This is a genomic window from Pseudoalteromonas sp. SR44-5 (genome assembly GCF_014163675.1).
Taxonomy (GTDB): domain Bacteria; phylum Pseudomonadota; class Gammaproteobacteria; order Enterobacterales; family Alteromonadaceae; genus Pseudoalteromonas; species Pseudoalteromonas rhizosphaerae.
Genome location: NZ_JACJDT010000017.1, coordinates 1 through 26,563, shown reverse-complemented (window position 1 = coordinate 26,563; position 26,563 = coordinate 1). Strand labels below are relative to the sequence as shown.

The window sequence follows — 26,563 nt, the reverse complement described above, 5'->3', positions numbered from 1 at the left end:
TATGCCTGAATTACCAGAGGTTGAAGTTAGCCGAATGGGGATCACCCCACATATTTTGCAGCAAACAGTTACAAAGGTGAATATTCATAATCCGAATATGCGTTGGCCTGTGCCTGATGATGTGTACAAAATCGCTAACTTAGCTGTGTTAGCTGTTGAGCGTAGGGCAAAGTATTTGCTACTTGAGTGTGAACTGGGCAGCATTATTTTGCATTTAGGTATGTCGGGTAATTTACGAGTTGTTGAACAAAATGAGCCATTAAAAAAGCATGATCATATCGAGTTTATATTTGCCAACGGTAAAGCTCTTAGACTAAATGACCCACGCCGATTTGGTTGTTGTTTATGGCAAGCGCCCGGCGAATGCCATAGCTTACTGAGCAAACTGGGCCCTGAGCCACTCACTGATGAATTTACTGCTAAGCGCGTATATGAGCAGTCACGAAATAAGAAAGTGCCAATCAAACAATTTATTATGGATAACGCTGTGGTGGTTGGTGTGGGTAATATTTACGCTAACGAGTCTCTTTTTAAGGCCGGTATTCATCCAAAACGTGAAGCAGGAAAAGTATCACAAGCGCGCTATCAGCAATTAATCCCTATTATTAAAGATACTTTGGCTGCGGCTATCACCCAAGGTGGCACGACATTAAAAGACTTTGCCCAAAGTGATGGTAAACCAGGTTACTTTGCACAACAGTTATTAGTTTATGGCCGCAAAGGTGAGCCATGTATGGTATGTAAGAAAGCATTAACAGAAATTCGTTTAGGGCAACGTAGTACAGTGTACTGTAGTCAATGCCAAAAATAAGTTAAGGCATGTTGCACTTGAGAGCTGCTATTTGCAGCACTGGGAACAACACGCCTGAGGTATGTATCTGAGTTACAGCTCAAACGGTGCAACGCCGACGGCTGTCATTTTATAGCCCACTTGTGCAATGTCGCCACTCCAGGTTTCAGTGCTGATGACGCCGGTAACTACTATGGCATCGTACAAACTTTCAATTGGCACGCCGCCTTTAATTGTCACATGAACAATTTGATTCGGTGGTGGTGGTGGCACGTGGATGCAAGCACCAAAGTAAGGCACTAATAAAAACTCAGTAATCATTTCGCTGTCACCTTCAAGAGGTACTACAAACCCAGGTAAGCTGACTGATTGGCCATTGAGTTCCTTAACAATTGGTGCATCTAGATCAGGTTGCACCCAATTTTGCTCTGTACCTTCATGGCTAGCTTGATCTAGGGTATCTATTTGCACGTGGCCCTTAGGAATTAAATCTTCCCAAAAAATTTCTTTTGGTTCATTGGCATAACTACTAAAATTATAACCAAAGCTAAAAATAACTAAGCAAAGCAAACTGAGCTTTTGAAAGTACTGCATGATATTCCTCTTAAATTTTAATGCTCATGCCATCAGACAATGAGTAAAAATAGGCGCGGGTGGCTGGTATCAAACCAACGATAAAGCCGGCCGCCATAATAGCGCCGATCAATACCAGTTCATAGCTCGATAGCATCGCAATGGTGATTGTGATGCCGGCATTACTTTGCAAGTAACCTGTGGCAAGAGACATTAATAAATAAAATAACCCACAACCTACTAGGCAACCTAAAAAGGTTATCAGTAGTGATTCTATGCTGATCAATGTGAATAAATGCCAAGGACGCGCACCGACAGAGCGTAAAATGGCCAATTCGCGGCGGCGTTGGTTAAGGCTGGCCAATAGGGTCGTTAGCATGCCTAGCAGGCTCACGAGTACCACTACGATAGAAAACAGCAACAAGATTTTTTCAACAATTGTCAGCATTTCCCATAGCTCACGCAAAGTTACACCAGGCATGATGGCAAGCAACGCTTCAGGTTTGTACTGATTAATATTGCGCCTAACTTGTAACGTATAAAGCGGAGAATCAAAACCCACTAAAAACGCGGTGATTTGCTTAGGTTCGCCTGTTAGATCATCATGCTGTTCATGTTCATGTTCATGTTCATGGCTGGTATGGTTACCGCTGTGGATCAGTTCAATAGCCGCTAATGGAATATGTAGGGTTTTATCAACTGGCGTGCCTGTCGCATCTAAAATGCCCACCACAGTGAAGGGATTATCATCATGATGATGAAAGCTGGTATTACCCATACCGTGTGAAATAACGATACTATCACCCAGCGAATAGCCTAGCTTTGCTGCTACCTGCGCGCCCAGTACAACTTCATTTAAATGGGCGAAGGCGCGGCCTTGGCTAAAACTAAGCTGCTGCTTTTTAGCAAATTTATAATGTTGAAAATAATCAGCAGAAGTGCCCAGTACCGCTTGGCCTTTATGGCTGTCCCCTAGTGATAGCGGAATGGTCCAGTTGACGCCGCGTTGCTGTTTTATATATTGGTAGCTTTGCCAGCCAACGCCATTATTAGCATGACCAATGCGAAAAACCGAAGACAATAACAGCTGTATATCTCCGGTACGAGCGCCAACAATTAGATCAGTACCAGAAATGGTATTACTAAAACTACTTTTGGCATCAACCCGCACTCGCTCAATACTCAGCAATAACATGACACTAACAGCAATAGTAAACAGAGTTAAGAATGCACTGGCGCGGCGATTATATAAGCTACTAATAGCAAGTTTTAAGAGGATCATTTACCTTGCTCCTGTAGCGACAGTAAATCAATGTTGCGATTAAAAAGCGGTTGTAAGCTTGTATCATGGCTGACAAAAAGTAAGGTGCTATTCGCTTCGTTTGCTTGTGTAAAAAGTAAGTTGATAAAGGACTGGCGATTGTTTGCATCAAGAGCAGACGTTGGCTCATCGGCAATTATCAATTCTGGGCTGCCAATAAAGGCGCGCGCCGCCGCGACTCGCTGTTGCTGGCCAATACTCAAACTAGCGACATTTTGTTGATGTAATTGCTCGTCTAAGCCCAGTGCATTTAATAGCCTTGAGGCCTCTTGATTAAGGGTTGGACTATTGATTAATGCTTTTTTTTGCCGTGGTTTTGAAAATTGGCAACCTAATGTGACATTATCAATCGGTGATAGGTAAGGAAGTAAATTAAAATTTTGAAAGATATACCCAATATGCTCAGCGCGAAACTTATCGCATTTACTTTTACTTAATTGACCCAGTTCACAGCCTAAAATACTCAGTTGGCCTGATGTAGGGCGGTTAATGCCTGCAAGTAACGATAATAAAGTGGATTTACCACAGCCGCTAGGGCCATGTAAAAACACATGTTCGCCTTTAGCAATGCTAAGTGTTGCAATTGCTAAAGTGGGTTTGACTTGTTGTTTTTGCCATTTAAAACTTAGCTGCTGTATATTAATCATCACGTAAATTACTACTGGATTTTGATGTTATCTTATAACGTGTATAATAAAATACCAACTAAACTGCGTTAAATCACATAGTGCTTTAATTGTGATTTCCCCCGGTCTCGATTATTATTAGCGGCTTATAACCCCATACCCATACAATCGCCCTTACAGGGCGTGCCATATACTCGGAGATAGCATGACTAGCTATAAAGTTTTAGACGTAAACGATGACTTACCAATACGCACTAAGGGCCCCGTTCACAGTGGCAAAGTACGTTCAGTTTATTGGTTAACAGACGAAGACAGCGCACGTTTGATCAGCGAAAAAGGCTATCAAGTACCTAAAGGTACTGAGCTGGCTATTATGGTAATTTCCGATCGTATCTCTGCCTTTGATTGTATTTGGCAAGGTGAAAATGGCCTAAATGGTGTACCAGGCAAAGGTATTGCGTTAAATACTGTTGCATCGCATTGGTTTAAGCTATTTGATCAAGCAGGTCTGGCGGGCAATCATATTGTTGATATTCCACATCCGTATGTATGGATTGTTCGTAAAGCCAGTACTGTGAAAGTAGAGGCAATTGCTCGTCAATATATAACTGGCAGCATGTGGCGTGATTACAGCAAAGGTGTTCGTAATTTTTGTGGTTTAGAATTACCTGAAGGCTTAACCGCTAATCAGCAGTTAGATGATGTGTTAATTACGCCATCAACGAAAGGTATTATTACTGGCGTTGCAGATATTCCTGCTGTGGATGATGTAAATATTACTCGTGACAATATCACTAATAACTTAACTGTGTTTAACTTTAAGTCTGAAGATGATGTTACGCAATACGAAAAACTTCTTGTTGAAGGTTTTACCTTAATTAGCGCTGAGCTGGCTAAATTGGATCAAATCTTCGTCGATACAAAGTTTGAGTTTGGGTATGTAGAAGATATTGATGGTACAGATAAACTTATCTACATCGATGAAGTCGGTACGCCTGATTCATCGCGCATTTGGGATGGTGCTGCGTATCGTGATGGAAAAATTGTTGAGAACTCTAAAGAGGGGTTCCGCCAATTATTAATTAGTAATGTACCTGATAGCGATGTGTTACTGAATAAAGACCGTATGCCTGAGCGAGAGCAACTTGCTAAAGATTACATACTGCCTGAATCAGTTATGTTATCTGTGTCAGAAACATATGTTGGCATTGCCAGTAAAATAGTTGGCTACGATATCGCTATTCCAACAGATCCTCGCGCAGAGGTTATAACTATTTTGGATCAACAATATGGCTTGATTTCCAAGCTTTAGTCACTAGTTATTTGCTTGCTGTTGTTTAAAAGCCTTAAGTTTTCCTATTATTTAGTGTAACTGGGCTTTTATTCTTGCATTTGGAGTCAGTCTCTAATTAACTTAACCTAAGATTAATTAGAGATACTCATATGTTAGTGTTCGCACAACAGGGGATGACCAAATGAGATTGCAAGTAATGGTAACAAAAAGCGTTATAACTCTTTTCGCAATGGCGCTTGCAAGTAAAGGTTATGCACAAGATGTTACGCTCAATATCGTTGATCAATATGGGCAGCCTCTCACCAATGCAGTTGTAGAAATTGCTAGCAAAAGCAATAAAAAATTATCGCAGCAGTTACCTGTACTGATAATGGATCAAGTAGATAAGCAGTTTTCACCAACACTTTTGATTGCTCATCAAGGGCAGCAAGTGAACTTTCCTAATAGCGATAATATTCGCCACCACGTGTATTCTTTCTCTGAAGCTAAACCATTTCAGTTAAAGTTATATTCAGGGCAACCAGAAAATCCGATTACATTTGAAAATCAAGGGGTTGTGGTGCTTGGCTGTAATATCCATGACTCTATGCTAGGGTATATTTATGTTGCAAAAAGCGCTGATGTTTATCAAAGTGATGAGCGTGGAAATGTGCAACTAAGTGGCCTAACTTTGCCAGTACAGCTAACTCTTTGGCATTCTTTACAAAAGAACACACTTGAAGAAAAGCAGTCGCTAACGTTAGCTGTAAATTCGCCTCATAGTTTACAAGTAACACTGCAAACAACTGAGCCTAAGCCACGTAATACTTTTGGTAGTAAGTTTAAGGGTGGGAATGACTAATAGTTTAAAAAATCGCATAACTATTTTATGTGTAGGCTTAGTGTTATTAACTACAGTTATGAGCTTATTTAGTTTCTGGTGGTCGACTAGTCAATTTAATGAAAAAAAGGTCACCCAAGATATTAATGTGGCTGAAAATGTCTATAAGCAGTACTTAGCGTCGAAAGAAAGTTTATTGCTCACAGCTGCAAAAGTATTGACTGCTGATTTTGGTTTTAAACAAGCGGTTGCCACTAAGGATGCAAATACGATTAGTAGCGTATTGTATAATCATAGTCAGCGAATTAATGCTGATTTAATGTTGTTATTGGACTTATCAGGTAAGTTGGTATCAACTAATCGACAACAAGACTTTGATAATAATTTACAAGCGTTAATGAGTGAGTTGCTCAACAATACCGAGCAATCTAGCTTTGTTGTGCTAAATAATGAGCTATATCAGGTTATTTTATTACCTATTAAAGCCCCACGTACTATCGCGCACAGTTTAGTCGGCTTTAAAATTGATGATAAGGTTGCGGTTGAGCTAAAAAACTTAACCGGTATGGATGTAAGCTTTATTGCTAACAGCGATAATTTGGTTAAAAGCTCTTTGTTAGAGCGCCCGACGCCGTTTATTCCGACTGAATATTTTCATAAAACAACCACGCAACGAATTTTTGGTGAACAACTGGTATATCGCAATCGCGATGTACACCTACCTTCCCTTGACGATCATCCCGTTAATGTATTACTGAGTGCTGATCTAACGCAGAGTTACAGTGAATTTGAGCGATTGTTTTACACGCTAGTCATTCTTGCGTCTTTAACGATTTTTATCGGTGTTATTACCAGTAGTTTATTGGCCAAAAACTTAACCATGCCATTATCACAATTAGTGACTTTAGCGCGGCAGTTTGCCCGAGGAAACTACAGTGTTGACGCGATGAGCAAAAAGCAAAGCAATGAAATAGCTACATTAATTGATGCTTTTAAAAACATGGGTAATGATATCCAAGAGCGTGAACAACAAATTAGCTTTGCTGCAAAGCATGATTCTTTAACTGGTTTTTATAATCGTTCTGCAATGCTGGAAGTGTTGAGCGAAAATCTTCAACAAGACCAAGAATATACCTTAGTGGCAATTGATATTCGTGGCCTTAGGCATATTAACGATAAGCTAGGAGCTCGTATTGGCGATGACTGCTTAAAAGCTGTAGCTTTACGTATTGCTGAGTTTTCAGATGAGTTTGGTGGTTTACATGCACGTATTGGTGGTGATGAATTTTTAACCGCGTTTCCTAGTAGTGCAGGGCGTAATCTTAAAAGTGGCATAGTCGGGTTAATGGCGCAGTTACAAGCTGGTTATACTATTCAAAAGCTTAAAATCAATTTACGTTTTAGTGCTGGTGTGGTGGAGTATCCTTCGCAAGGGTTACAAGCGGATGATTTAATGCGTCGGGTATTGATTGCTGTGGATAGTGCCGCAAGTGCTCATGAAAATATTCATTATTACCTGCCTGGAGAGGATGAAGCGCATCTTGATAGGCTCATTATGATCGATGAGCTCAAGCAAGCGATTAATGATGACGATGGTCAATTGTTTATGACTTATCAGCCTAAATTACATATCGCTACACAACAAATCAATAAAGTGGAATCGCTTATTCGTTGGCAACGCAAGGATGGTAGTTGGGTATCGCCGGAGCTATTTATTGACCTAGCTGAACAATCGGGATTAATTGTTGACCTTACCGGTTGGGTGGTAAAAACAGTAATAGCACAGGTCGGACTTTGGCAACAGCAAGGCATTTATATGCAAGCTGCAATTAATGTTTCAGCCCAAGATATCGCTTATCCCGGCTTTCACTCCAATTTAATTCGTACTTTAAAACAGTTTTCAGTTGCACCTGCGCTTATCACGATTGAATTAACAGAGCGCGATATGATTGAAAATGAAGAAAAGGGCATTCACGCGCTGGAGAATCTTAAAGCGATCGGTGTCAAAATATCTCTTGATGATTATGGGGTTGGGCAAACATCGCTAGGGCGCTTGAAAATGTTACCTATTGACGAGCTGAAATTAGATAAATGTTTTATTCTTAAACTTGATGAATCTGAAAAGGATCAGTTTATTGTTGAATCCACAATTACCTTAGGTCATCAGCTTGGCTTCTCTGTCGTAGCCGAAGGGGTTGAAACATTAGGATCGCTAGAGCTGTTACAAAAAATGCAGTGTGATCATGTGCAAGGGTATTATCTAAGTCGTCCACTCAAAGCCGATGCGTTTGAGCAATGGTTGGAGCAGTATAATGAAAAAGCTTAAATTATTATTTTTAGCTGTTATCGCATTATCTGCATTTAATAGCTTTGCCTCAAAAGGCAAGCTGCTAGCAACGCCTGGAGTATCGCAAGTAGAAGGTAGTGGTGGTGGTGGTATCGTGCCTTGGGCGCAGCTTGCGGGTTATGCCAGCGAAGATGAGTTTTCTATTAATGGCTTTTGTAGTCGGGCTGATGTTACCGATTACAGCTTAGATGTATGCGGTGCCCAAGTTAACTTGTTTAATCGCGTTGAGCTTAGCTATGCACAGCAAAACTTTGCTGTGCCGGCGCTAAATACCGAGATAGAACAAGAAATCACCGGTGTTAAGATTAGGCTCTATGGTGATATTGTTTATAGTGACTGGCCTCAAGTTACCTTGGGAGTACAACATAAATCACTTGATGATGGTGCAGTCGCTACATTAGTAGGGGCTAAGGATACCTCCGGTACTGATATCTACCTTGCTGCAAGCAAGCTACATTTAGGGGCCATTGCAGGTTATAACTGGTTTTGGAATGTTACCACGCGTTATAGTGAAGCAAATCAGCTTGGCTTACTTGGATACGGTGGAGCGAATAGCAATGAAAAACTCTTATTTGAAGCTAGTACTGCCATTTTTCTTAGTCGAGAAGTTGCTGTTGGAATAGAGTATCGTCAAAAATCAAATAATCTCGGATTGGGTGAGCAAGATTGGCAAGATGTATTTGTTGCTTGGATGCCAAATAAATACGTAAGTGTCACTGCCGCATACCTTGATTTAGGTAGTATTGCTGGAGCAAAAGACCAAACCGGTTGGTACTTATCGGTAACAGGATATTGGTAATGGAAAAAATACTAACAACGATAGTGTTAATAGCCAGCTTAGCTGGTTGTTCATCGGCTTCAAATCTAACGTTTTATCAGCAACTTGATGGTAAAGCAGGGCTACAAAGACTGGTTGATAGTTTCATTAATCAAATCGGTAATGACGAACAAATTATTCATTACTTTGAGCATGCAAATATTAGCCATTTCCGCGAAGGCTTTATTAATCATTTGTGTGTATTAACTGATGGGCCCTGTGAGTACACGCGTGATAGTATGGTTGATATTCATACTGGCATGCACATCACGGAGGCTGACTTTAATCATGTGGTTGATTTGTTAATCAATGCCATGAATGAACAAAATATTAGTCATACAGTGCAAAATAAAATACTCGCGAAAATGGCACCACTGAGAGCTGAAATTATTAAGATTTAGTGATCCAGTAACTTTAAAGCAGCTTCACTGACGTGATGTGGCTTTATTTCGTTAATAATATCTTTTTCAAGTAGCTGATCGCCATTTGCAATTAACGTAATGGCATTAGTTACTTTGGGTGCCACAACACTCCATGGCGAAGTTCCTAAGCCCACAACAGCAACAAAAGGAATATTGAATGCAGCTGCAATATGCATGGGACCAGAATCGATTGTCAGTAATAAATCAAGCTCACCGATAGCGTCTATCATAGTAATAATCGAGGTTTTCCCAGCAAGGACGACAGAGTCAATTTTTTGCTGGTTTAGCCGCTCCTGTAATTGTTGGGTATCTTCAAGCTCACCGTTATCACCAAAAATATAAAATGTGCAGTCAATATTTTTAGCTATATCAACCATTGCAACAAATGAAAGCTCATTAGGGTAATGACGCAAGCCTTTATTTTTTCCGCCAAAATAAACCCCGATAGATTTTTTGTTCTGTTTAGGGATTAACAGGCTCGGCTCTTTTACGATTGCTGTTTTTGGTATAGAGCTAAACGGATTACCATGTGGCTCATTCACAAGTCGGCAGTAGCGAAATATATAGTGGTGATTTTCGTCTAATTTCAGTTTGTGTGTTAACAGTGGTGAGCGACCATTTTTTGCATAACCTACTCGGTATTTGATACTTGCTAAAAAGCAAAGTATTGCTTCAGACAATGAGTTGCGCATAATTACTGCAAGCTCAATGTTAGCATTTTTGAGTATTTTTGCTTGTGCCCACATAGAGATGGGTTTGTTATTATCAAAGCGTTCATCCACGATAACACAGTAGTCAGTCTCGCGTTTAAACATCTCAGCTAAGTGAGGTCTAACAAATAAGATAATGCTTTTAGTTGGATAAAGGTCTTTAAGTAGTTGTAAAGCCGGTGTGCAATTGACTGCATCACCAATAAATTTTGGTAGTACTACTAAAATATTGCCTGCTATTTGGCTGCTTACTATTTGTTGATTATTTTTTTTCATCTAAGTTTAGCCTTTAGAACTGTCAATATTAAGATATTTTAAAATCATCTTTGTATCACATTGTTTGCAATATAATGCCTAGTATAAATGTATATAATTGTAGAAAAAATATTTTTTAGTTTATTCTTGATAATTTAAGTAATTTACAGTGTATATAGAAACTGGCAAAATTATTGTGCAAAATGTACCGTAACTATTTTAATAATAGGCTCTGGTAGAGAAGGCTTAGTAATATGTAACAGAAGTAAAGGAACACAATGAAAAACATAGTAACTTGCCAATGGCTAAACGAGCACTTAAACGACCCAAAGCTGGTTATCTTTGATGCTGGCATGGTGCGCCCAGGTAAGCTGGGTGAGTATAAACCGCAGGCTAAGTTGCCAAATGCACAGCGTTTTGACTTTAAAAAGCAATTAGCCGATCAAGACAATCCGCTACCGCATACCATGTGCAGTGCGGAGCAATTTACTCAGCAGATGCAGTTAATGGGGGTTGATAAAGATTCCTTAGTTATCATCTACGAAGACCAAGGCTTATTTAGTGCTGCAAGAGGTTGGTGGATGTTTAAAGCCATGGGCTTTGATAATGTCAAAGTACTCAGTGGTGGCCTTGCTAAGTGGCAGTCGTTGGGTTATTTAACGCAAATTGAATATAGTCGCCATTATCATAAAGGTAACTTTGTTGCCAAACCGCGAGTTGGTTACTTTATTGATGCGGCTGCAGTCTTTCAGGGCATAGATGATGAACATACCGTACTACTTGATGCACGAGGTTATCAGCGTTATTTAGGTGAAATGGCAGAGCCGAGAGCTGGGATGCGCAGCGGCCATATTCCTAATAGCCGCGCTTTACCTTTTGTTGAATTATTGGATGATGGCGAAGCAAAACCATTCGTTGACATTAAAGCTGCTTTCGAGGCTGTACTTGGCGATCAAGCAGATCTGCAAACTACCTTGCAATTTAGTTGTGGCTCCGGCGTTACTGCATGTATCTTGGCGTTATTTGCCGATGAGTGTGGATATGAAAATCTGCATGTTTATGACGGCTCATGGAGTGAGTGGGGCGGCCGAGACGAACTACCTATCGAAACGGGTCCCTGTCCTTCGCGTTAAACGCAAATCCGTAGTGCTGCCAGTAATCAATGGCTTTTTTATTGAGAGGCTGGCGTACTTGTACTTTGCTTGCTGTTGCCGACGGGCTATGTTGTTTATGAAAATCCAGACACTTAACTTGCCAAGGTAAATCACAAAAATCATAGAGCTGTTGCGTGCTTGTGATTGGCTCTGATACTAATGTTTCGTATTGCATAATCATCACATTATCCGGGTGTTTTGCTGCAAAATGATTTATCAAAGAGCTGTAATCTTGATAAAAACTATCGATGTCTTGCAGGTTATAGCTATAGTGATGAAACGCACTGGCTGGGCTGTACAGTTGGCGGTAATTAGCTATACAGCTAGCTTTTCGGCCTCGTTGCATGCAAATGATTTTAGCCTTCGGGAAAGCCGCTAAAATTAAATCGATATAGTAAAAATTAAATGGCTGTTTGTCGCAGCTGCGTAGCTGTGGTGCTACTAGTTGACTAATACGCTGTTTATACTGACTCAACTGCGCCATTAACGCAGCATTTTTATATGCATCATTGAGCACCACGCTATTTAATGCCTGAGCATTATTACCTTGGCAAAGCTGGGCAATATCATTGAGTTCACCAACACCTTGCACCAAATCTGATTGATTCATTATTTTTTCTAGCAAAGTAGTCCCTGAGCGCGGCATACCAACAATAAATATCGGGGTAAAATCGCTGTCGCTTAAGGGCGGCGTATACTCGTGACTTAAGGTTATTAGTTGCTGGCAAAATGCTTTGTGAGCTTGCGCATCATATTTTACATGCTGACAGATCGCTTGCTTACTTGTAGTAAAGTGGGCAAAGGCTTGCTTATAATCAGCGCAGTGCTCGTAATTGAGTGCAATCGCATGGTGCAGAAATTGTTGCTGCATCGGCGTTTTAGCGTATTCGGTTAAAGTTAACAGCTGTTGTAAATGCTGCTTAGCCTGCTTGTTATTGTTAAGTTCAGCGAGCGAGTAGTGAGCTTGAAGATGCTGCGGATGTAACTCTGTAAGTGTACGCAGTAGCTGTATAGCATCATTCAATTGCCCCATGATTTTATAGGCCACAGCTAAGTTATAACTTATTTGCGGATTGTTAGGGGCTTGTTGATAGGCCCGTAATTGCCACTCGAGCGCCAGTGGATAATGGCCTAAACGAGTCAGTACATTAGCAATTAAATCGCATTCAATAACTTCATAATATGGATGTTTTATTGCTTCAGTTATATATTGCTGCGCATCTAACAGCTGCCCGCGCAGTACGGCAAACTTGGCTGAGTGAGCAAAATATAAAGGTAGGGGCGTAATACTAATCGCTTTGTTTAAGAGTTTATTTGCTTTGCTTATATCATTTGCTGCAACATTTACTTGCGCCAGCAAAAAATAGCTAAAGTGATCATCTGGTGTGTTTTTAATATTACTGATCAGTAATAAATGCGCGTCATTAAGCTTGCTATGATTAATAGCGTGCTCAATTTGTTGTTGTAGGTTTTTTTGTATCGATGTCAGCATGGCAATAAGCATAAAAGCCTTGGCGTAAAACACCAAGGCTTTTTTAATTTATAGATAACCGTTATTACAGTTCAAAGTTATACGTAAACTTCATGCCGATAGTACGCGGTGTTGTAGTGTAGTGACCATACACACGTTGTAGTTCAGGAAGTTCTTTCGAATCAATCCAAGACTTATCTCGACGTACAGAGGTGAACGCGTACTTATCGAATAAGTTATCAACATAGAGAGTGGCCGACCACATATCACCGGTTAGCTTGGCAGATAAGTTACTCAAGGCATAGCCTGCAAGCGTTTCACCATCAGCTTTTAAGCCAATTTTAGTGATCGTATCGCTCTGTGCTGTTATACCGTAATTTACGCTTAAAAGTTTATTATCTAATACATCTTGTTCGTAACGCAGACCAAACGAGAATTGATGCTCAGGCGCACCTGGCAAGCGGTCGCCATCTTCACCGCCTTGTACTCCTGCACCAAATACATCAGGAGAATCTTCAGTTAATTGCGCTTTGGCATAAGCGTATGTGGCATAAGCAGTCCAGTTATCCGCGATGATTGCACGGCTTGAAACTTCAACCCCTTTAGAGTTAGCAGTAGCTGCATTTGAGGTAATCAACTCCTGACCATTTACGGTTGTGCTACCGATTTGCGCGTCTTTCCAATCAACATTAAATAATGCCGCGTTAAAGTGTAGGCGGTTTTTAAACCAGCTCGATTTAAAACCAAGTTCATAATTTACAGTGGTATCAGGTTCATAACCAATTTCATTTGGTAGAGCACAGACAATTTGTTGTTCAGGTAACACATCAGGGCAAGGAGCTAGGCCGTTGCCACCACCAATCCTAAAGCCTTCACTAACGGTAAAATAGGCTAGTACACCAGTTTCAAAAGTGTAATTAGCGTTAAATTTAAATAAGTTACCGTTATCACTGGCGCTCGTATTCACCATTGCAAGTTGATCTAATGATGAAAAATCACCTGAATACAACGGTGTGGCTGAGCCTGAAGTAGTGGATACATCATATTCGTAAAAACGCGCACCAAGGGTTACATTGAATTGATCGGTAAACGCATAACCTACTTCACCAAATAGTGCTTTTTCAGTGGTTTCAGAGTCACTGACTAAAATATACTCGAGATCTTGTTGTAGATTAGGAATATCATCGCCCCAAAACTCAGTTAAACCGGGTGTGTATTCGCGATCGTCTGAGTGAGTTTCAAGCTTGTTGTAGTAACCACCGACAATCCAGTTAAAAGCACTATCAGAGTTAGACACTAAACGAATTTCTTGAGTGAAACTATCACGTTTTGATGTATCCAAGGTTTGCGCAACAAACGCTGGAAATTCTGCATAACCAGTCCATATGTCGTAAAGCAAATCAGTTTGATCACGTTGTCCAGATTGCTCATAGCTTGACCAACCAGAGGCAGATACAAGTTCAGCAAAACCTAAATCCGCTTTAATTTCCAAGCTTAATAAGTCGTTTTCTTCTTCACCAGGCTCAAGTATCCGCGCGGCATTTTCATACTGGCCAACCATCCCTTGTAGGCCACTGCTGTCACTTAATGAATTATATTGCGATGTAGAATTACCGCCATTTTCTTGTTTTTGATAAAAATAGTTTAGCGTTGCCTCTACAGCTTCATTAGCTTGCCAGCGAAGTGATACACGACCTGTGGTAATTTGCTCATCATTTACATCACTGACACTGCGCAAGTTAGCACTGACATCTTGTGGGTTGGTAAAATCAGGGTTTGGGTTTGATACGCCTGGGTTTTGTACTACGAAGTTATAATCGATATAACCTGGGTTGGTGTAGTAATTGACGCTAGCGCGAATAGCCAATACATCGTCAATTAACGGCGTATTAAATACTAAACCCAACTCACCGCCAGTGCCGTCACTTTCGTTTAAGCTAAACACATCACCAGTGACTTGGCCTTCGGTAATATCGAGCTGAGGTTGTTTTAATAAGTAACGAATTGCACCACCTAATGTTCCCGCTCCGTATAATGTACCTTGTGGACCGATAAGCACTTCAACACGGTCTACGTCTGTTAAACGTAAATCAATATTAAGTGGAATCTCACCCACGTAAGTGGCAACTGTACCACCATCAGAAATACGATCTGAAGTATTGGTATTTAAGCCACGGACAATAATTGGTGAACCTTCACGGCCACCTTGATCAGAAATAGTTAAACCTGGCACCCAGCGTGCCACATCTTCAAGATCACCAATGTTTTGATCTTTGATCACATCACCATCAAGGGCGGTAATATTAAGTGGTGCCTCTTGCACTGAGCCCGCACGACGAGTCGCGGTAATTTGAATTGTTTCTATTGCTTTGTCTGCTTGGGTTGTTGACTGCGCAGCAGCAAGATGGTGGCTATTAAATAAAATAGCAGAAACAGCTGATGCAAGAAGTGCTGGCCTAAAGGTGTTCATGTTCATTTTCCGAATAAGTTACAGTGATTTTATGCTTAAAAATCAACCTGAGGCGATATGTTAAGCAGATTTTCTGGATGTTTTATGAATTTATATCCAATTATAGTGTATTTTTATTCTGCCAGTCATGCGTTATTTGCAGCTTTATGCCATTATTTTGAATAAATACTCTATACGTTTTTATAAGGACAGTTTTTACAATTGTTTTTACAGCACTTTCCACGCTTTAAGAAGAACCAGCGGCTGAATACCATATAATTGTTTTGCATTTCATAATCGAGGTGCTCGATTAAATTGGCGTTAGTCTGAAAGGACTTTGCGAAAGTAAGCTGCTCTTTGAGAGGCCGCAGGTAAAGGGTACTTAGAAACTGATTAATTTTAGCCAAGGTACACACTCGGCATAAACAACTGGTGGTTGTGTTATCAAGCGGTAAAATAGCAGGCAGTTCATTGCACCAACATGTATCGATATCATCAACATTACAGGTGAGCGAAGCTTTACATTGTGAACAGGCTAGGGTTGTCATTAGATATTGGGTCAATTTTTAAAATAATCATTAATAGAATAACAGATAAACAAATATGAACAGAGCACAAGCGTTAGCAGAATTTGCCACCTTCGGCAAAAATAAAGATCAAGCCATTGGCATTATTGTTTCATCATTGACAGGTGATCAAAGCCCAGCTTACATATTAACGCTCGAAGCCGTACTCAATGTGCTCACTCGATGCCTTGCCGGCGAAATAGATTTAGACGACCTAGAGCTGTGGGCCAATGTTTTAGAGTCAAGAACCGACATAGACCACAGCGCCGTCGAAGGTGTAATTTATGCTTTAAGCAACAGCGAACAAATGGGCGAGATAGATAATAGTAAAATTGAGAGGTTAGTTGGGTTATTGATAAACTAACCATTTGCCTAGATTGTAGTGTTAAAGTCTTGATGTATTCTGATAAAGTACAAAATAGTAAAATATATTTTGTGGAATCTATAGCATGTATCTGAATAATAAAATGGCTTTATCAGGCGGTGAGGCTTTAGATCTGTATCTACAAGGAAGAGAGGTATGGAATGAATGGGTTGAAAATAACCCTGATGCAAGTATAAATTTCTCAGGTATCAATTTTTCAAAATATAAAGGTGATAGTCAACTCTCAGCTGATTTTAGTGATTTTCATTTCCCAGGTGGAGTTGTAGATTTCAGTAATACAATTTTTGGAAATCACTTAGTAAGTTTTACTGGGGCTATTTTTAATAGTGTTTATGTTCTATTCAATAACGCTAATTTCGGCAATGGCGGTGTTAATTTCTTTTCTACAAAATTTTTGAAAGCGGGTATGTGTGTGGAATTTGACGCTGCTAGATTTGGTCGAGGAAATATAAACTTTGACGAAGCTAGCTTTAATTGCAATAAAGTTAGTTTTAAAGGGATTTCTAGTAAGAAGGGAAACCTAAGCTTCCTTGGCACTACATTCAATACACACTTTCTGAATTTTGAGTCAATGACTGTAGATGGAGAGTTTAGGTTTCTGCACATAAAAGGTATTGATAAAATACAAGGAGTTTCATTCAAATATTCCTGCTTTAAGCGCAGTTTTGATATTTCAAATAATAAATTTAACTGTGTAATTGATTTAACTCAAACAGCAATGAGTAACCATTGTAATTTAGAAGGCGTTGTATGCGCACCTAAAGAATTAACAAATCATCGGTTTATAAGGAAAACATGCAATAAAGATAATATCGCTCGATTTAGGCGGTTAAAAGAGTTAGCTGAAGTCAATAAAGATCATGATCGTGCTTTAGACTTTCATGCATATGAAATGCGCAGTAAACGAGGACATGAAAATATCACAAAAAGCGGTCTTTTCTTGGATATTACTTTTGATTGGTTAAGTAATTATGGGCGAAGTGAGCTGAGACCATTTTTGGCTTTAGTAGCGGTTTGGCTTTTATTTACTGTGCTGTATTTTATTTCCTCTCCTGAAACTGTAATAGGCTTAAATGGTCATTGGCAAAAACTAACCGAAGCTCTTTCGTTTTCTGGTGGTCAAATAATGCCTATTATTCCGGACAGTAGGTTAGCCAGAAATGAGGGAGTTGAAATATTATTTAAAGGTGATTTATCTCCTTTACTACACCTAGCAACTTTTTTACAAAGCATCATTTCTTTATTAATGCTGTTTCTTATAGGTTTAGCGCTTAGGAATCGGTTTAGAATTTAAATATCTAGGGGCTATAAATAACTAAATGTAAGATAAAAGCCGCGCTTGATTTAACAAGCGCGGCTTTTATTTTATAGCTTAAAACTTATGACTTACAGCTATTACTTATGGTATCCCAAACAGGTCTCTACTTCGTTTTTAGAGCCTAGAATCACTGCTACACGCTGGTGGATGGCGTCTGGTTGTATATCCATAATACGCTCAGTGCCTGTTGATGCGATGCCGCCAGCTTGTTCGATTAACATGGCCATTGGGTTTGCTTCATAAAGTAAGCGTAGTTTGTTTGGTTTGTTTGGATCTTTAGTGTCGGTTGGGTAGGTAAAAATACCACCGCGACATAACACGCGATGAACATCACCGACCATGGCGGCAATCCAGCGCATGTTAAAGTTACGCGCTCGTGGGCCTGTTTCGCCAGCCATTAAGTCATTTATGTAGTTTTGCATCGCAGGCTGCCAATGGCGTTGATTTGACGCATTGATGGCGTATTCGTTGGTCTCTTCTGGTACTTGGGCAAAATCTTGAGTTAATAAGAAGCTGCCGTGTGTTTTATCTAGCGTGAAGAAACGTGTACCTTTGCCAGTCGTTAATGCAAGCACTGTAGATGGGCCATATAATACATATCCCGCAGCGACTTGGCTTTTACCCGGCTGCATAAAGATACTTTGATCTGCAGGATCTGAGCCTTCAGGCGCTTTCATTACTGAGAAAATAGTACCAACCAATGAATTGATATCGGTATTTGATGAGCCATCAAGTGGGTCAAACGCAACGATATATTCTGCATTCGGGTTGCCAGCTACAGTGTAGTCTTCTTCTTCTGAGGCTATCGCTTTTACGTAGCCTGACTCCAGTAAAATATCTTTAAGTAGTTGGTTGGTCAGAACATCGAGTTTCTTTTGTGTTTCGCCTTGAATGTTTTCATCAAGCGTTGAACCTAGTACACCGGACAGGGCACCTTGGCCGACGCGGAACGAAATTTCTTTACAGGCCGCTAAAATCGTTCTGATCAATGAGATTAACTCTCTAGGGCAACCGTCTTCAAGTAATACCGGAGGTAGTCTACGCATTCTATTTTCCTGATAACGTTATGGGCCATGATAATCATAGGGTGAGAGGGATCATCACAGCAAGCGCTGAATTTCGTCTTAAATAACTGTATTTTAGGTGCAACATCCTATACTGGACACACCTTAACCGTATTTAAAACGCGAATAACAAAGATAAGATTATGCAAAAAATACCATTGATACGTTACATACTCTTTACTGTGTTGCTAACTATGATAACCCAAGCGCACGCAGCAATTAAGTCTATTAATGATTTTACTGAACAAATGAATCATTTTCCGGGCTACTTCTCTTTTTATTACGACACTCAAAACGGTAAAATTTATTTAAAAGTTGATAAACTCAAGCAGCAATTTTTATTACAGCAAAGCTTGCCTTATGGTGTCGGCTCTAACGATATTGGCCTTGATCGCGGCCAGTTAGGCAATACGCATCTAGTACAGTTTGAGCGCTTTGGCGATAAAGTGATGTTACGGGCTATTAATACCTACTACCGTGCAAATACCAGCAATAAAGCCGAACAAAAAAGTATTCAAGAAGCCTTTTCATCAAGTATTTTAGCGGGTTTTAAAGTGGTTGCACAAAGCCCGCAAGCTGTATTGATTGATTATACGCCCTATTTACTGAGCGATGTGCATGGTGTGGGTCGAACGCTTGCTGCACGTAAACAAGGCAATTTTAGCCTTGATGAAAGTCGCAGTGCAGTAAATATGGATCGCTCAAAAGCGTTTATGAAAAATACTGAACTTGAAGCTGTGCTGACATTTAATGGCACTCAACCGGGTGAGTATATTCGTCAGGTCAGTGCTGACCCTTACGCATTAACCGTGCATATGCATCACTCTTTAATACAGTTACCTGATGATAATTACACGCCACGTGCGTTTCATCCGCAATCAGGTTATTGGAGTATTGAACATAAAGATTATGCCGCGCCATTAAGTGAATCAATGTTGGTACGTTATATCCCGCGTCATCGTCTAGCGAAAAAAGACCCAAGCTTACCTATTAGCGAACCCGTTGAGCCGATTATTTATTATTTAGATCCTGGTGTACCAGAGCCGGTAAAAACAGCGTTACTCGACGGCGCAAAATGGTGGGATGATGCGTTTTCTCAAGCGGGTTATAAAAATGCATTTATTGTTAAAGTGTTACCAGATAACGCCGATCCTATGGATGTGCGTTATAACGTGATCCAGTGGGTGCATCGTGCAACGCGCGGTTGGTCTTATGGCAGCTCGGTGATCGATCCGCGTACAGGTGAGATTTTAAAAGGTCACGTTACATTAGGCTCACTGCGTGTGCGCCAAGATATTTTAATTGCTGAAGCACTTGCAGCGCCTTATTTAGAAGGTAATGAAGTGGCAAAAACGTTACAAGCAATGGCACTTGATCGTATTCGCCAGCTCAGTGCTCACGAAATTGGTCACACACTTGGTATTGCACATAATTTTGCAGCCTCGGTGGCCGATCGTGCGTCTGTTATGGACTACCCACATCCATTAGTTGGCTTTAATGATAAAGGTGAGCTTGATGTGAGCCGAGGTTATGCACAAGGTATGGGGCAGTGGGATACGCAAGTTATAAAGTACGGTTACAGTGATTTTCGTAACCTTGATGAAGATGCAGAACTAAGCGCAATTTTAGCGGATAACCAAGCTAAAGGGCTGGAGTTTATTTCTGATAGTGATGCACGAGCGCAAGGTGGCGCGCATCCAACAGCACATTTATGGGATAACGGCAGTTCGCCAAGTGAAGAGTTATTAAGAGTGCTTGATGTAAGACAACAAGCACTCGCTAAATTTGGTATTAACAATATCAAAGAAGGAACGTCACTATCTCAGCTAGAAGAGATGCTGGTGCCGCTGTATTTATTCCATCGTTATCAGGTCGAGTCTGCTGTAAAACTGATTGCAGGTGTTGATTATGATTACGAAGTACGTGGTCAAGGTATTTTAAAAGGTGCACAAGTTGTTGCAAAGGCAACTCAACAGCTCGCTTTAAAGGCCATCTTAGCTACCCTAAATGCTGACAATTTAGTATTACCAGAATCAGTGTTAGCGCTAATTCCACCCAAGGCCTATGGCGAATCTAAAAGCCGAGAAAGCATTGTTGGCCGCACTGGCTTAACTTTAGATGCAATGGCGCTACCCGAAGTGGCTGCACAACATAGTTTAGCGTTATTGCTAAATAGCCAACGATTAAATCGTTTAGCACAGCAACAAGCGCGCAGTGATGCATTTTTTAGCTTAGATGAATTGCTTGCAAAAGTTTATCAGCAGGTGTTTTTGATTCAGAGCAAAAAAGGCATGGCAGGTAAAATCACTCAGCGGGTGCAGTTATTAACAGCAAAGCAGTTTGCTGATTTAGTCGCCAGTGATAAAGTTGCTCCAGAGGTGCAAGCTCAGTTGCGTTATTACTTAGTAAAACTGAGTAAGGCGTATCAGCAAGAGTCTTTACTTAGCAGTGCTGATGTTGGTGAAAGTGCGTTTAAGCAATACTTAGCCGATCAAATTAAACAGTTTCTGGCTACCGGCAATTGGCCTACAAATTTTACTGCATTACCAATTCCACCAGGATCACCAATTTAAATGTTAACTACAAGGCCCTAGAAGCTAGGGCCTAGTTTCTCTTGCATAAAACTGGTTTTTTGTTAACCTAGCCGCCTTCCATTTTTAGTCTTTTTGAGGTGTTTATGGCGTTTTTATCTCGTTCGATATTGGCGATGTCCATAGCACTATCAAGTCTTAATGTCAGCGCTAAAGCCGTGTGCGAAGTAGAGCTAAGGCATGGTTTGATCATCACTGATGATGTCATTCGTATTGTTGATAAGGGCCAAACCCGCGTACAAATAAATAATGATAATCAACTATTTATCCGTGGCTATTGGATTGATCTAACGTCAGATGAAACCCTAGTGTTAAAACAGTTTAGCGCGGGTATTCGCGATACGGTGCCTGAGTTGGTAGAGTTGGCAACTGACGGTGTTAATCTTGGCTTAAGTGCGATAGAGCAAGTTGTTGAAGGTATGTCGGACAAAGAGTCGGAAGTGCTAAAAACGCAACTGCAATATGTTGAGCGCGCTTTAATGGATAAATTTAAACGCGGTGATGATTTCTTTTTTATTGCCCCACAATCACTATCTAAAATTGATGATTTTTTTACCGAAGAGATCAGTCAAAAAATTCACTCTGCCGTGCATGGCTCTCTCGGCGCTATTTTAGTTTCTCTAGGTGATGCATTTAAGTCCCGCGAAGGTAATATTGAAGATCGTATCAATGACATGGGACAGCGCATGGATATTATTTCAAAAGAAATCGATAAGTCATTGCAGAAAAAAGCTCAACAGTTAGAGTTAAAAGCCTCAGAATACTGCGAATGTTTAAACTCGCTTGATGTCACCGAATCACGATTACAAATGATAGTACCAAGTATGGCTGATTTTGATTTAGTACAAATTAAATCTTAACTTAATCAATTCAATTAAAAAGCCCGCGTAATTAACGCGGGCTTTTTAGTTTTAGGTAACCAATTACTAGGATCTAAACTTGCCGGTTTCAGCTTCTAAATCGCTAGTCAGCCCTTTTATCAAGTCCGTTGCAGCATGGGCTTGATGCGATAGGTCTGCGGTCTGTGAGGCGGTGTCAGAGATGGTCACAATGCGTCTTGCTGTGTCTTCCCCTGCATCGAGCTGCTCTTTAGCTGCAATGGCTATTTGATGGCTCATTTGTGCGATGGCACTCAAAGATGCAGCAACACGCTGCAACTCTTCACTGGCATCTTTAGATTTCGCTACGGTTTGTTCACTGGTGGCAATACTTAAGTTAACTGAAGTTTTTGCATCTTTCGTGGCGGATTGTAATTTACCGATCATAGTACGAATTTCTTCTGTGCTAGTTTGCGTGCGCTGCGCTAGTTGACGTACTTCATCCGCAACGACCGCAAAGCCTCTTCCTTGTTCACCAGCACGGGCAGCTTCAATGGCTGCATTGAGTGCTAACAGGTTAGTTTGCTCGGCAATACTTTGAATAACAGTAAGCACATTTGCAATATTATTTACTTCATCATCAAGGAGTTGGATGTTATTACCAGCGCTGTCAATTTGTTGCTCTAAAAGAGCTATGGTATTTGCTGCCTCAGCAGTTAAATGACTGGCATTTTGTCCTTGGCTTTCGGCTTCTTGTACTGAAAAGGCGGCTTGCTCGGCATGCTCAACCACTGTTTGCGCAGAGGCTGTTAGCTCAGTGATAGCTGATGCGACCATATGGGTTTCTTCGTTTAGGCTGCGGGTCAGTTTATCAAGCTCAGTTGAGCGGGATTCGTTATCTAAACTCTGATTTTTTAGACTATCAGTAACATCTTTAATACTGCCAACTACACCCCGTAGCCCTTGTTGCATATAGTGCATGGCAGCAATAATGCTTTCAGGTTGGGCGTCAGTACGAATATGCGAATTTAAGTTGCCACGAGAAACTTGCTTAACAATACCAATTACCTCAGTGACTTCACCGCCTAACGCGTTGCTTAAAGAAATACCAAAGCGAGCAATTGCAGCAGTTAAAGCAAGGGCAATAAGTAGTGACAAGCCTAGTAACCACTTAGCGGTATTCCAGTAACGCTCATCAACTTCTTTTTCGCTGATCCCGGTACCAACATACCAACCAAAGTAAGGGGTTTTTTGTACCACAGAGGTTAGGTCAACGGTTTCACCATCACGGACAGAATCCCAATGATAAGTAATAATTTTGTTGGTTTGATTACCGACTAATTGTTCAACCATACGACCAATACTGTTACCGCTGGCATCTTTGAAATCATTAAAGCTGGTGTTGTGTAGCTGCGGATCGTGAGGTGTAGCAATAAAGTCGAGTTTATCATTCACTACGTAGACATATTCACTGTCGTGGTATTTGTTTTCACGCAACATTTGCGTGGCAAAGTCACGCGCCTGTTGCTCGGTTAGTTGCCCATTTTTAGCAAGTAACTCAAATTGCTCGACAATATTTGTCGTGCTTTTCATGAGTTGATTGATACGGGCAATATTATCGTTTTCACTAGCGTGACGAAGAGATTGTAAGCCCAGTAATGCTATAGCATTGAGTGCTATAAACATTGCTCCAGCGAACAAGATTATTTTAGTTCTTAATGCTAAACCTGACAGCACATCGAGCCCCTTATTATTGTTATGACCATGATTTTCTACCATGTTTGTCGGCTAGATGTTAGCTTTAATTAACAATAATAACGGAATTAGACGTGACTTTTACTCAAGTTTCCACTGTAGGTAATTTAAAGTAAAATTTCTGCTGCGCTTAAGAGTCGATATTCTCCGCTGGCAAGGGTCTCATCAAGCTCGATATTTGCTACTTTTTCTCTATGTAATTCAACTACCTTATTACCGACTGCGGCGAGCATACGTTTAACCTGATGATATTTACCTTCGCAGATCGACAAACGCATACGGTATGTGGCAAGTTGCTCTGCAATTGCGGGTCTGGTTAGCTCTTTTTCGTTGTGTAATTGCACCCCTTGTCGCAGTTTTTCCAGCGCATCATCCGTTAGAGGTTCTTGCGTTTCAATTAGGTAAGTCTTGAATTTGTTATGTTTTGGGGAGGTGATTTTATGTGACCAATCTCCATCATTGGTAATGATCACAAGTCCAGTCGTATCGAGATCAAGCCGACCTGCAACATGAAAATCACTCATGTTAGGTTCATCGAGTAAATCAAATACCGTTGGGTGTAACTCGTCACTGTTAGCGCATACATAACCGACCGGTTTATTCAGCATATAATAACGTTTACCTAAAAAAACTAGCGGCTTACCTTGCCACAATACGTCATCAGTTGCTGTGATTGGATGATCATAAGCGCAGATCACCTCGCCATTTACGCTGGCATCTTTACGCTTTATTCCTGCCCTCGCTTTGGTGCGTGGCGTTTCTGCTAGATGGCTAATAAATTTATCTAGGCGGCAAGGGAATTTCATTGGGTTCACACTTCTAGTCGACTACAATGGCGGCGAGTATAACGGATCGTGATAACGCATGACAGTACACAGCGGACAAATATTAGCATATTATCAACAGCAAATAGCCACCGGTAAATTGCAATTTGATGATGCCCAATTAGCGGCGGTGAATGCACTAGACAATCTCGCAATTGCCATTGATAAACCGCATCATTGGTGGCAAAAATCGATATCTTTGCAGGGCATTTATTTGTATGGACCTGTTGGACGGGGTAAATCGATGCTAATGGATGTGTTTTTTGAGACTGTAGCTATTAAACAAAAAACACGGTTACACTTCCATCATTTTATTGCTCAAGTACATACTCGCCTAGGACAGTTGCAAGGGGTTAAAAACCCGCTGGATAAAATAGCCAATGAGTGGTCAGAAACGCTGAAACTAATTTGTTTTGATGAGTTTTTTGTCTCTGATATTGGCGATGCTATGATCATGGCTGGGTTATTTAAAGCCTTGTTTGCCAAAGGCATCGTTTTGGTTGCTACGTCAAATTGTCAACCTGAGCAGCTTTATTATAACGGCTTGCAGCGAGCGCGCTTTTTACCCACCATAGCGTTAATTAAAGCGCATTGTCATATTATTAATGTCACAGGTCCTGTTGACCACCGATTTCGTTTTGGAAAGCACGCGACTCATTATTTTAACAGCTCGGCTAACTCTGAACTGGATGCTGATTTTTTGGCTTTTGCAGATAACTTACAAACAGCAACTGATATTACTATTTACGGGCGTAAACTAGCGTGTTTAAGGCTCAGCAATAATGCCATTATGTTTGATTTTATGGCGTTGTGCTCAGGCCCGCGTAGTACCGCTGATTATATTCATTTAGCAAAGTACTATCAGCGTGTATATATTTGTAATGTACCAGTAATGGGCGCTGCGGCGACAGGTAAGCAAATAGTGCATGGTATTGAAGATAGCTATCAGCGTGAAAAACAAGATTTAAAAGAACATACACTAGACGATGAAGCGCGACGCTTTATTGCTTTAGTGGATGAATTTTACGACCGTGGTAAGTTATTGATACTGAGTAGCGAGGTTGGCATTGCTGATTTATATCAAGGTCAAAAGCTGGCATTTGAATATGCGCGTACAGAATCTCGGCTAATAGAAATGCAAAACTGGTAGTCACTCTATCATTACTCTCTACTTATAAGTGAGAGTTGCATTCTCTTTATCTGTAGTAGCTCATATCTGATTTTGCAGTTTTGACGAATAGGTTTAGATTTAACCTGACAGGCAGCTATGAGCGAGAAGCAGACGGTCGAGTAAACTCGTTTTTGGACAAAAGCTTGTCAGTGACATTTCTAATTTAGAATATTACGGATAATCTCAGGTATTGTGATTATTCGTAATACTGTCTATTCGACATTCATTTGTAGCGTAAGCGCATCATAAACCCCGCATTCTAATCGTCTAGCCCGAATAATAAGATCAAACCTCCATGGCTTTACTGCTCAAGCGCGGACTCGCCAGGTGCCGCACTCCCTAATGTGAGACATATCGTCTTGTATGACTATCAAAACAGTCGCGCGAGGTCGTGCCCTGTAGCCTTCTTGGGCGACTATGATGGGTATCTGCAAACCGATGGCTATGTTGTTTATGATGGGCTTCATCTCGTCACCAATGTCGGTTGCTTCGCGCATGCTCGGCGCAAGTTCATGGACGCGAAAAAGCTTCAAAGCAAAGGTAAGTCAGGCAAAGCGGATAAAGCGCTAGCCAAAATCCAGAAGCTCTATGGGATAGAATCCCGCTTAAAAGGTGAGCCTGCGGAAAAACGAAAAGCAGAACGCCAGCAGCATGCCAAACCGATACTGGATGAGCTTTACGAATGGATGACAACTCAACAAGTGCTTGAGTCTAGCCCGCTGGGTAAGGCGATAAAATACACGCTCGGCCAATGGCCGAAGCTGATCCGCTATATCGATGACGGTCACTTATCGATAGACAACAACCGAGCTGAACGCGCAATAAAACCGCTGGTTATTGGGAGAAAGAACTGGCTCTTCTCGACCAATCCCAATGGAGCGGAAGCGAGCGCGATGCTTTGTAATGGTCAACAAATTCTGTAGAGATTCTAAGCGGCATTTTTTAATTCATTATATTTCTGATGTGGCGTCATATAATTAAGCGTAGAATGCCTACGTTTGTAATTGTAAAACTGAATATAA

Annotated in this window: 23 protein-coding genes and 1 pseudogene; 13 read left to right on the top strand and 11 right to left on the bottom strand. The window is 40.8% G+C overall.

The genetic code is table 11. The features are described from left to right. The first annotated feature begins 1 nt into the window (after position 1). Positions 2-811: a bifunctional DNA-formamidopyrimidine glycosylase/DNA-(apurinic or apyrimidinic site) lyase gene (gene mutM / locus H5154_RS11255; protein WP_145234708.1), complete on the top strand. Its 810-nt coding sequence runs from the start codon at positions 2-4 to the stop codon at positions 809-811. A 72-nt stretch (positions 812-883) separates the two neighbouring features. On the opposite strand, the gene H5154_RS11250 is transcribed toward mutM, so the two are convergent. From H5154_RS11250 to H5154_RS11240, 3 genes are read right to left on the bottom strand one after another with little or no spacing between them, the layout of a single operon-like run. Then, positions 884-1,384: a DUF3299 domain-containing protein gene (locus H5154_RS11250; protein WP_182718342.1), complete on the bottom strand. Its 501-nt coding sequence runs from the start codon at positions 1,382-1,384 to the stop codon at positions 884-886. Between the two features lie 10 nt (positions 1,385-1,394). After that, positions 1,395-2,645: an FtsX-like permease family protein gene (locus H5154_RS11245; protein ID WP_182718341.1), complete on the bottom strand. Its 1,251-nt coding sequence runs from the start codon at positions 2,643-2,645 to the stop codon at positions 1,395-1,397. Beyond that, positions 2,642-3,331, bottom strand: a complete 690-nt coding sequence (locus tag H5154_RS11240) for an ABC transporter ATP-binding protein (protein WP_149983162.1) — start codon at positions 3,329-3,331, stop codon at positions 2,642-2,644. Before H5154_RS11240 ends, H5154_RS11245 begins: the two co-directional genes overlap by 4 nt. Positions 3,332-3,515: 184 nt before the next feature. Between H5154_RS11240 and H5154_RS11235 the strand changes: the two genes are divergently transcribed. The 5 genes from H5154_RS11235 (at position 3,516) to H5154_RS11215 (ending at position 8,989) form a co-directional block, all read left to right on the top strand. Further along, positions 3,516-4,622: a phosphoribosylaminoimidazolesuccinocarboxamide synthase gene (locus H5154_RS11235; protein WP_182718340.1), complete on the top strand. Its 1,107-nt coding sequence runs from the start codon at positions 3,516-3,518 to the stop codon at positions 4,620-4,622. Positions 4,623-4,785: 163 nt separating this feature from the next. Continuing rightward, positions 4,786-5,445, top strand: coding sequence for a methylamine utilization protein (locus H5154_RS11230; RefSeq protein ID WP_182718339.1), 660 nt, complete (start codon positions 4,786-4,788; stop codon positions 5,443-5,445). Then, on the top strand, positions 5,438-7,750 hold the full coding sequence (locus H5154_RS11225) for an EAL domain-containing protein (protein ID WP_182718338.1): 2,313 nt from the start codon (positions 5,438-5,440) through the stop codon (positions 7,748-7,750). The genes H5154_RS11230 and H5154_RS11225 overlap by 8 nt, the downstream gene beginning before the upstream one ends. After that, entirely contained in the window at positions 7,737-8,570 is an 834-nt protein-coding gene (locus H5154_RS11220) for a DUF3034 family protein (RefSeq protein WP_182718337.1), read from the top strand. Before H5154_RS11225 ends, H5154_RS11220 begins: the two co-directional genes overlap by 14 nt. After that, entirely contained in the window at positions 8,570-8,989 is a 420-nt protein-coding gene (locus H5154_RS11215; RefSeq protein ID WP_182718336.1) for a group 1 truncated hemoglobin, read from the top strand. The genes H5154_RS11220 and H5154_RS11215 overlap by 1 nt, the downstream gene beginning before the upstream one ends. Here H5154_RS11215 and H5154_RS11210 read toward each other — a convergent pair. Further along, positions 8,986-9,996 (bottom strand): glycosyltransferase family 9 protein, encoded by a 1,011-nt coding sequence (locus tag H5154_RS11210; RefSeq protein WP_182718335.1) that lies wholly within the window; start codon positions 9,994-9,996, stop codon positions 8,986-8,988. The genes H5154_RS11215 and H5154_RS11210 overlap by 4 nt on opposite strands. A gap of 257 nt (positions 9,997-10,253) precedes the next feature. Between H5154_RS11210 and H5154_RS11205 the strand changes: the two genes are divergently transcribed. After that, positions 10,254-11,108, top strand: a complete 855-nt coding sequence (locus H5154_RS11205) for a sulfurtransferase (protein ID WP_182718334.1) — start codon at positions 10,254-10,256, stop codon at positions 11,106-11,108. Here H5154_RS11205 and H5154_RS11200 read toward each other — a convergent pair. From H5154_RS11200 to H5154_RS11190, 3 genes are all read right to left on the bottom strand, one after another. Next, positions 11,077-12,621: a tetratricopeptide repeat-containing sulfotransferase family protein gene (locus H5154_RS11200; protein WP_259398499.1), complete on the bottom strand. Its 1,545-nt coding sequence runs from the start codon at positions 12,619-12,621 to the stop codon at positions 11,077-11,079. The two genes, H5154_RS11205 and H5154_RS11200, sit on opposite strands and share 32 nt — an antisense overlap. Before the next feature lie 64 nt (positions 12,622-12,685). Then, positions 12,686-15,070 (bottom strand): TonB-dependent receptor, encoded by a 2,385-nt coding sequence (locus H5154_RS11195; protein ID WP_182718332.1) that lies wholly within the window; start codon positions 15,068-15,070, stop codon positions 12,686-12,688. 170 nt (positions 15,071-15,240) lie between these two features. Further along, a complete protein-coding gene (locus H5154_RS11190; RefSeq protein WP_182718331.1) occupies positions 15,241-15,597 on the bottom strand; it encodes a DUF5522 domain-containing protein in 357 nt (118 codons plus the stop codon). A gap of 55 nt (positions 15,598-15,652) precedes the next feature. Between H5154_RS11190 and H5154_RS11185 the strand changes: the two genes are divergently transcribed. Then, positions 15,653-15,979: a hypothetical protein gene (locus H5154_RS11185; RefSeq protein ID WP_182718330.1), complete on the top strand. Its 327-nt coding sequence runs from the start codon at positions 15,653-15,655 to the stop codon at positions 15,977-15,979. 85 nt (positions 15,980-16,064) lie between these two features. After that, positions 16,065-17,294: a hypothetical protein gene (locus tag H5154_RS11180; protein WP_182767278.1), complete on the top strand. Its 1,230-nt coding sequence runs from the start codon at positions 16,065-16,067 to the stop codon at positions 17,292-17,294. Between the two features lie 101 nt (positions 17,295-17,395). Here the strand turns inward: H5154_RS11180 and H5154_RS11175 are convergent, their stop codons facing one another. Continuing rightward, the gene (locus tag H5154_RS11175; RefSeq protein ID WP_145234740.1) at positions 17,396-18,364 is read right to left on the bottom strand and encodes a class 1 fructose-bisphosphatase; all 969 of its coding nucleotides are present in this window, start codon (positions 18,362-18,364) and stop codon (positions 17,396-17,398) included. Positions 18,365-18,525: 161 nt separating this feature from the next. Here H5154_RS11175 and H5154_RS11170 point away from each other — a divergent pair, with 161 nt between their 5' ends. Next, complete coding sequence (locus H5154_RS11170; RefSeq protein WP_182718328.1) at positions 18,526-20,955, top strand: zinc-dependent metalloprotease; 2,430 nt, start codon at positions 18,526-18,528, stop codon at positions 20,953-20,955. A gap of 104 nt (positions 20,956-21,059) precedes the next feature. After that, positions 21,060-21,833: a YggN family protein gene (locus tag H5154_RS11165; protein ID WP_149983146.1), complete on the top strand. Its 774-nt coding sequence runs from the start codon at positions 21,060-21,062 to the stop codon at positions 21,831-21,833. A gap of 66 nt (positions 21,834-21,899) precedes the next feature. Here the strand turns inward: H5154_RS11165 and H5154_RS11160 are convergent, their stop codons facing one another. Together H5154_RS11160 and rsuA are read right to left on the bottom strand one after the other, a co-directional pair. After that, complete coding sequence (locus H5154_RS11160; RefSeq protein ID WP_182718327.1) at positions 21,900-23,570, bottom strand: methyl-accepting chemotaxis protein; 1,671 nt, start codon at positions 23,568-23,570, stop codon at positions 21,900-21,902. An 83-nt stretch (positions 23,571-23,653) separates the two neighbouring features. Then, positions 23,654-24,352, bottom strand: a complete 699-nt coding sequence (gene rsuA, locus H5154_RS11155; protein ID WP_182718326.1) for a 16S rRNA pseudouridine(516) synthase RsuA — start codon at positions 24,350-24,352, stop codon at positions 23,654-23,656. Between the two features lie 58 nt (positions 24,353-24,410). Here rsuA and zapE point away from each other — a divergent pair, with 58 nt between their 5' ends. Then, positions 24,411-25,520: a cell division protein ZapE gene (gene zapE, locus H5154_RS11150; protein WP_182718325.1), complete on the top strand. Its 1,110-nt coding sequence runs from the start codon at positions 24,411-24,413 to the stop codon at positions 25,518-25,520. A gap of 317 nt (positions 25,521-25,837) precedes the next feature. Then, positions 25,838-26,440 (top strand): annotated as a pseudogene (tnpC, locus tag H5154_RS11145) (IS66 family transposase); the annotation flags it as partial. Positions 26,441-26,469: 29 nt separating this feature from the next. On the opposite strand, the gene H5154_RS24180 reads toward tnpC, so the two are convergent. Beyond that, on the bottom strand, positions 26,470-26,563 hold a 94-nt coding region (locus H5154_RS24180), incomplete at its 5' end, for an IS3 family transposase (protein ID WP_404936147.1).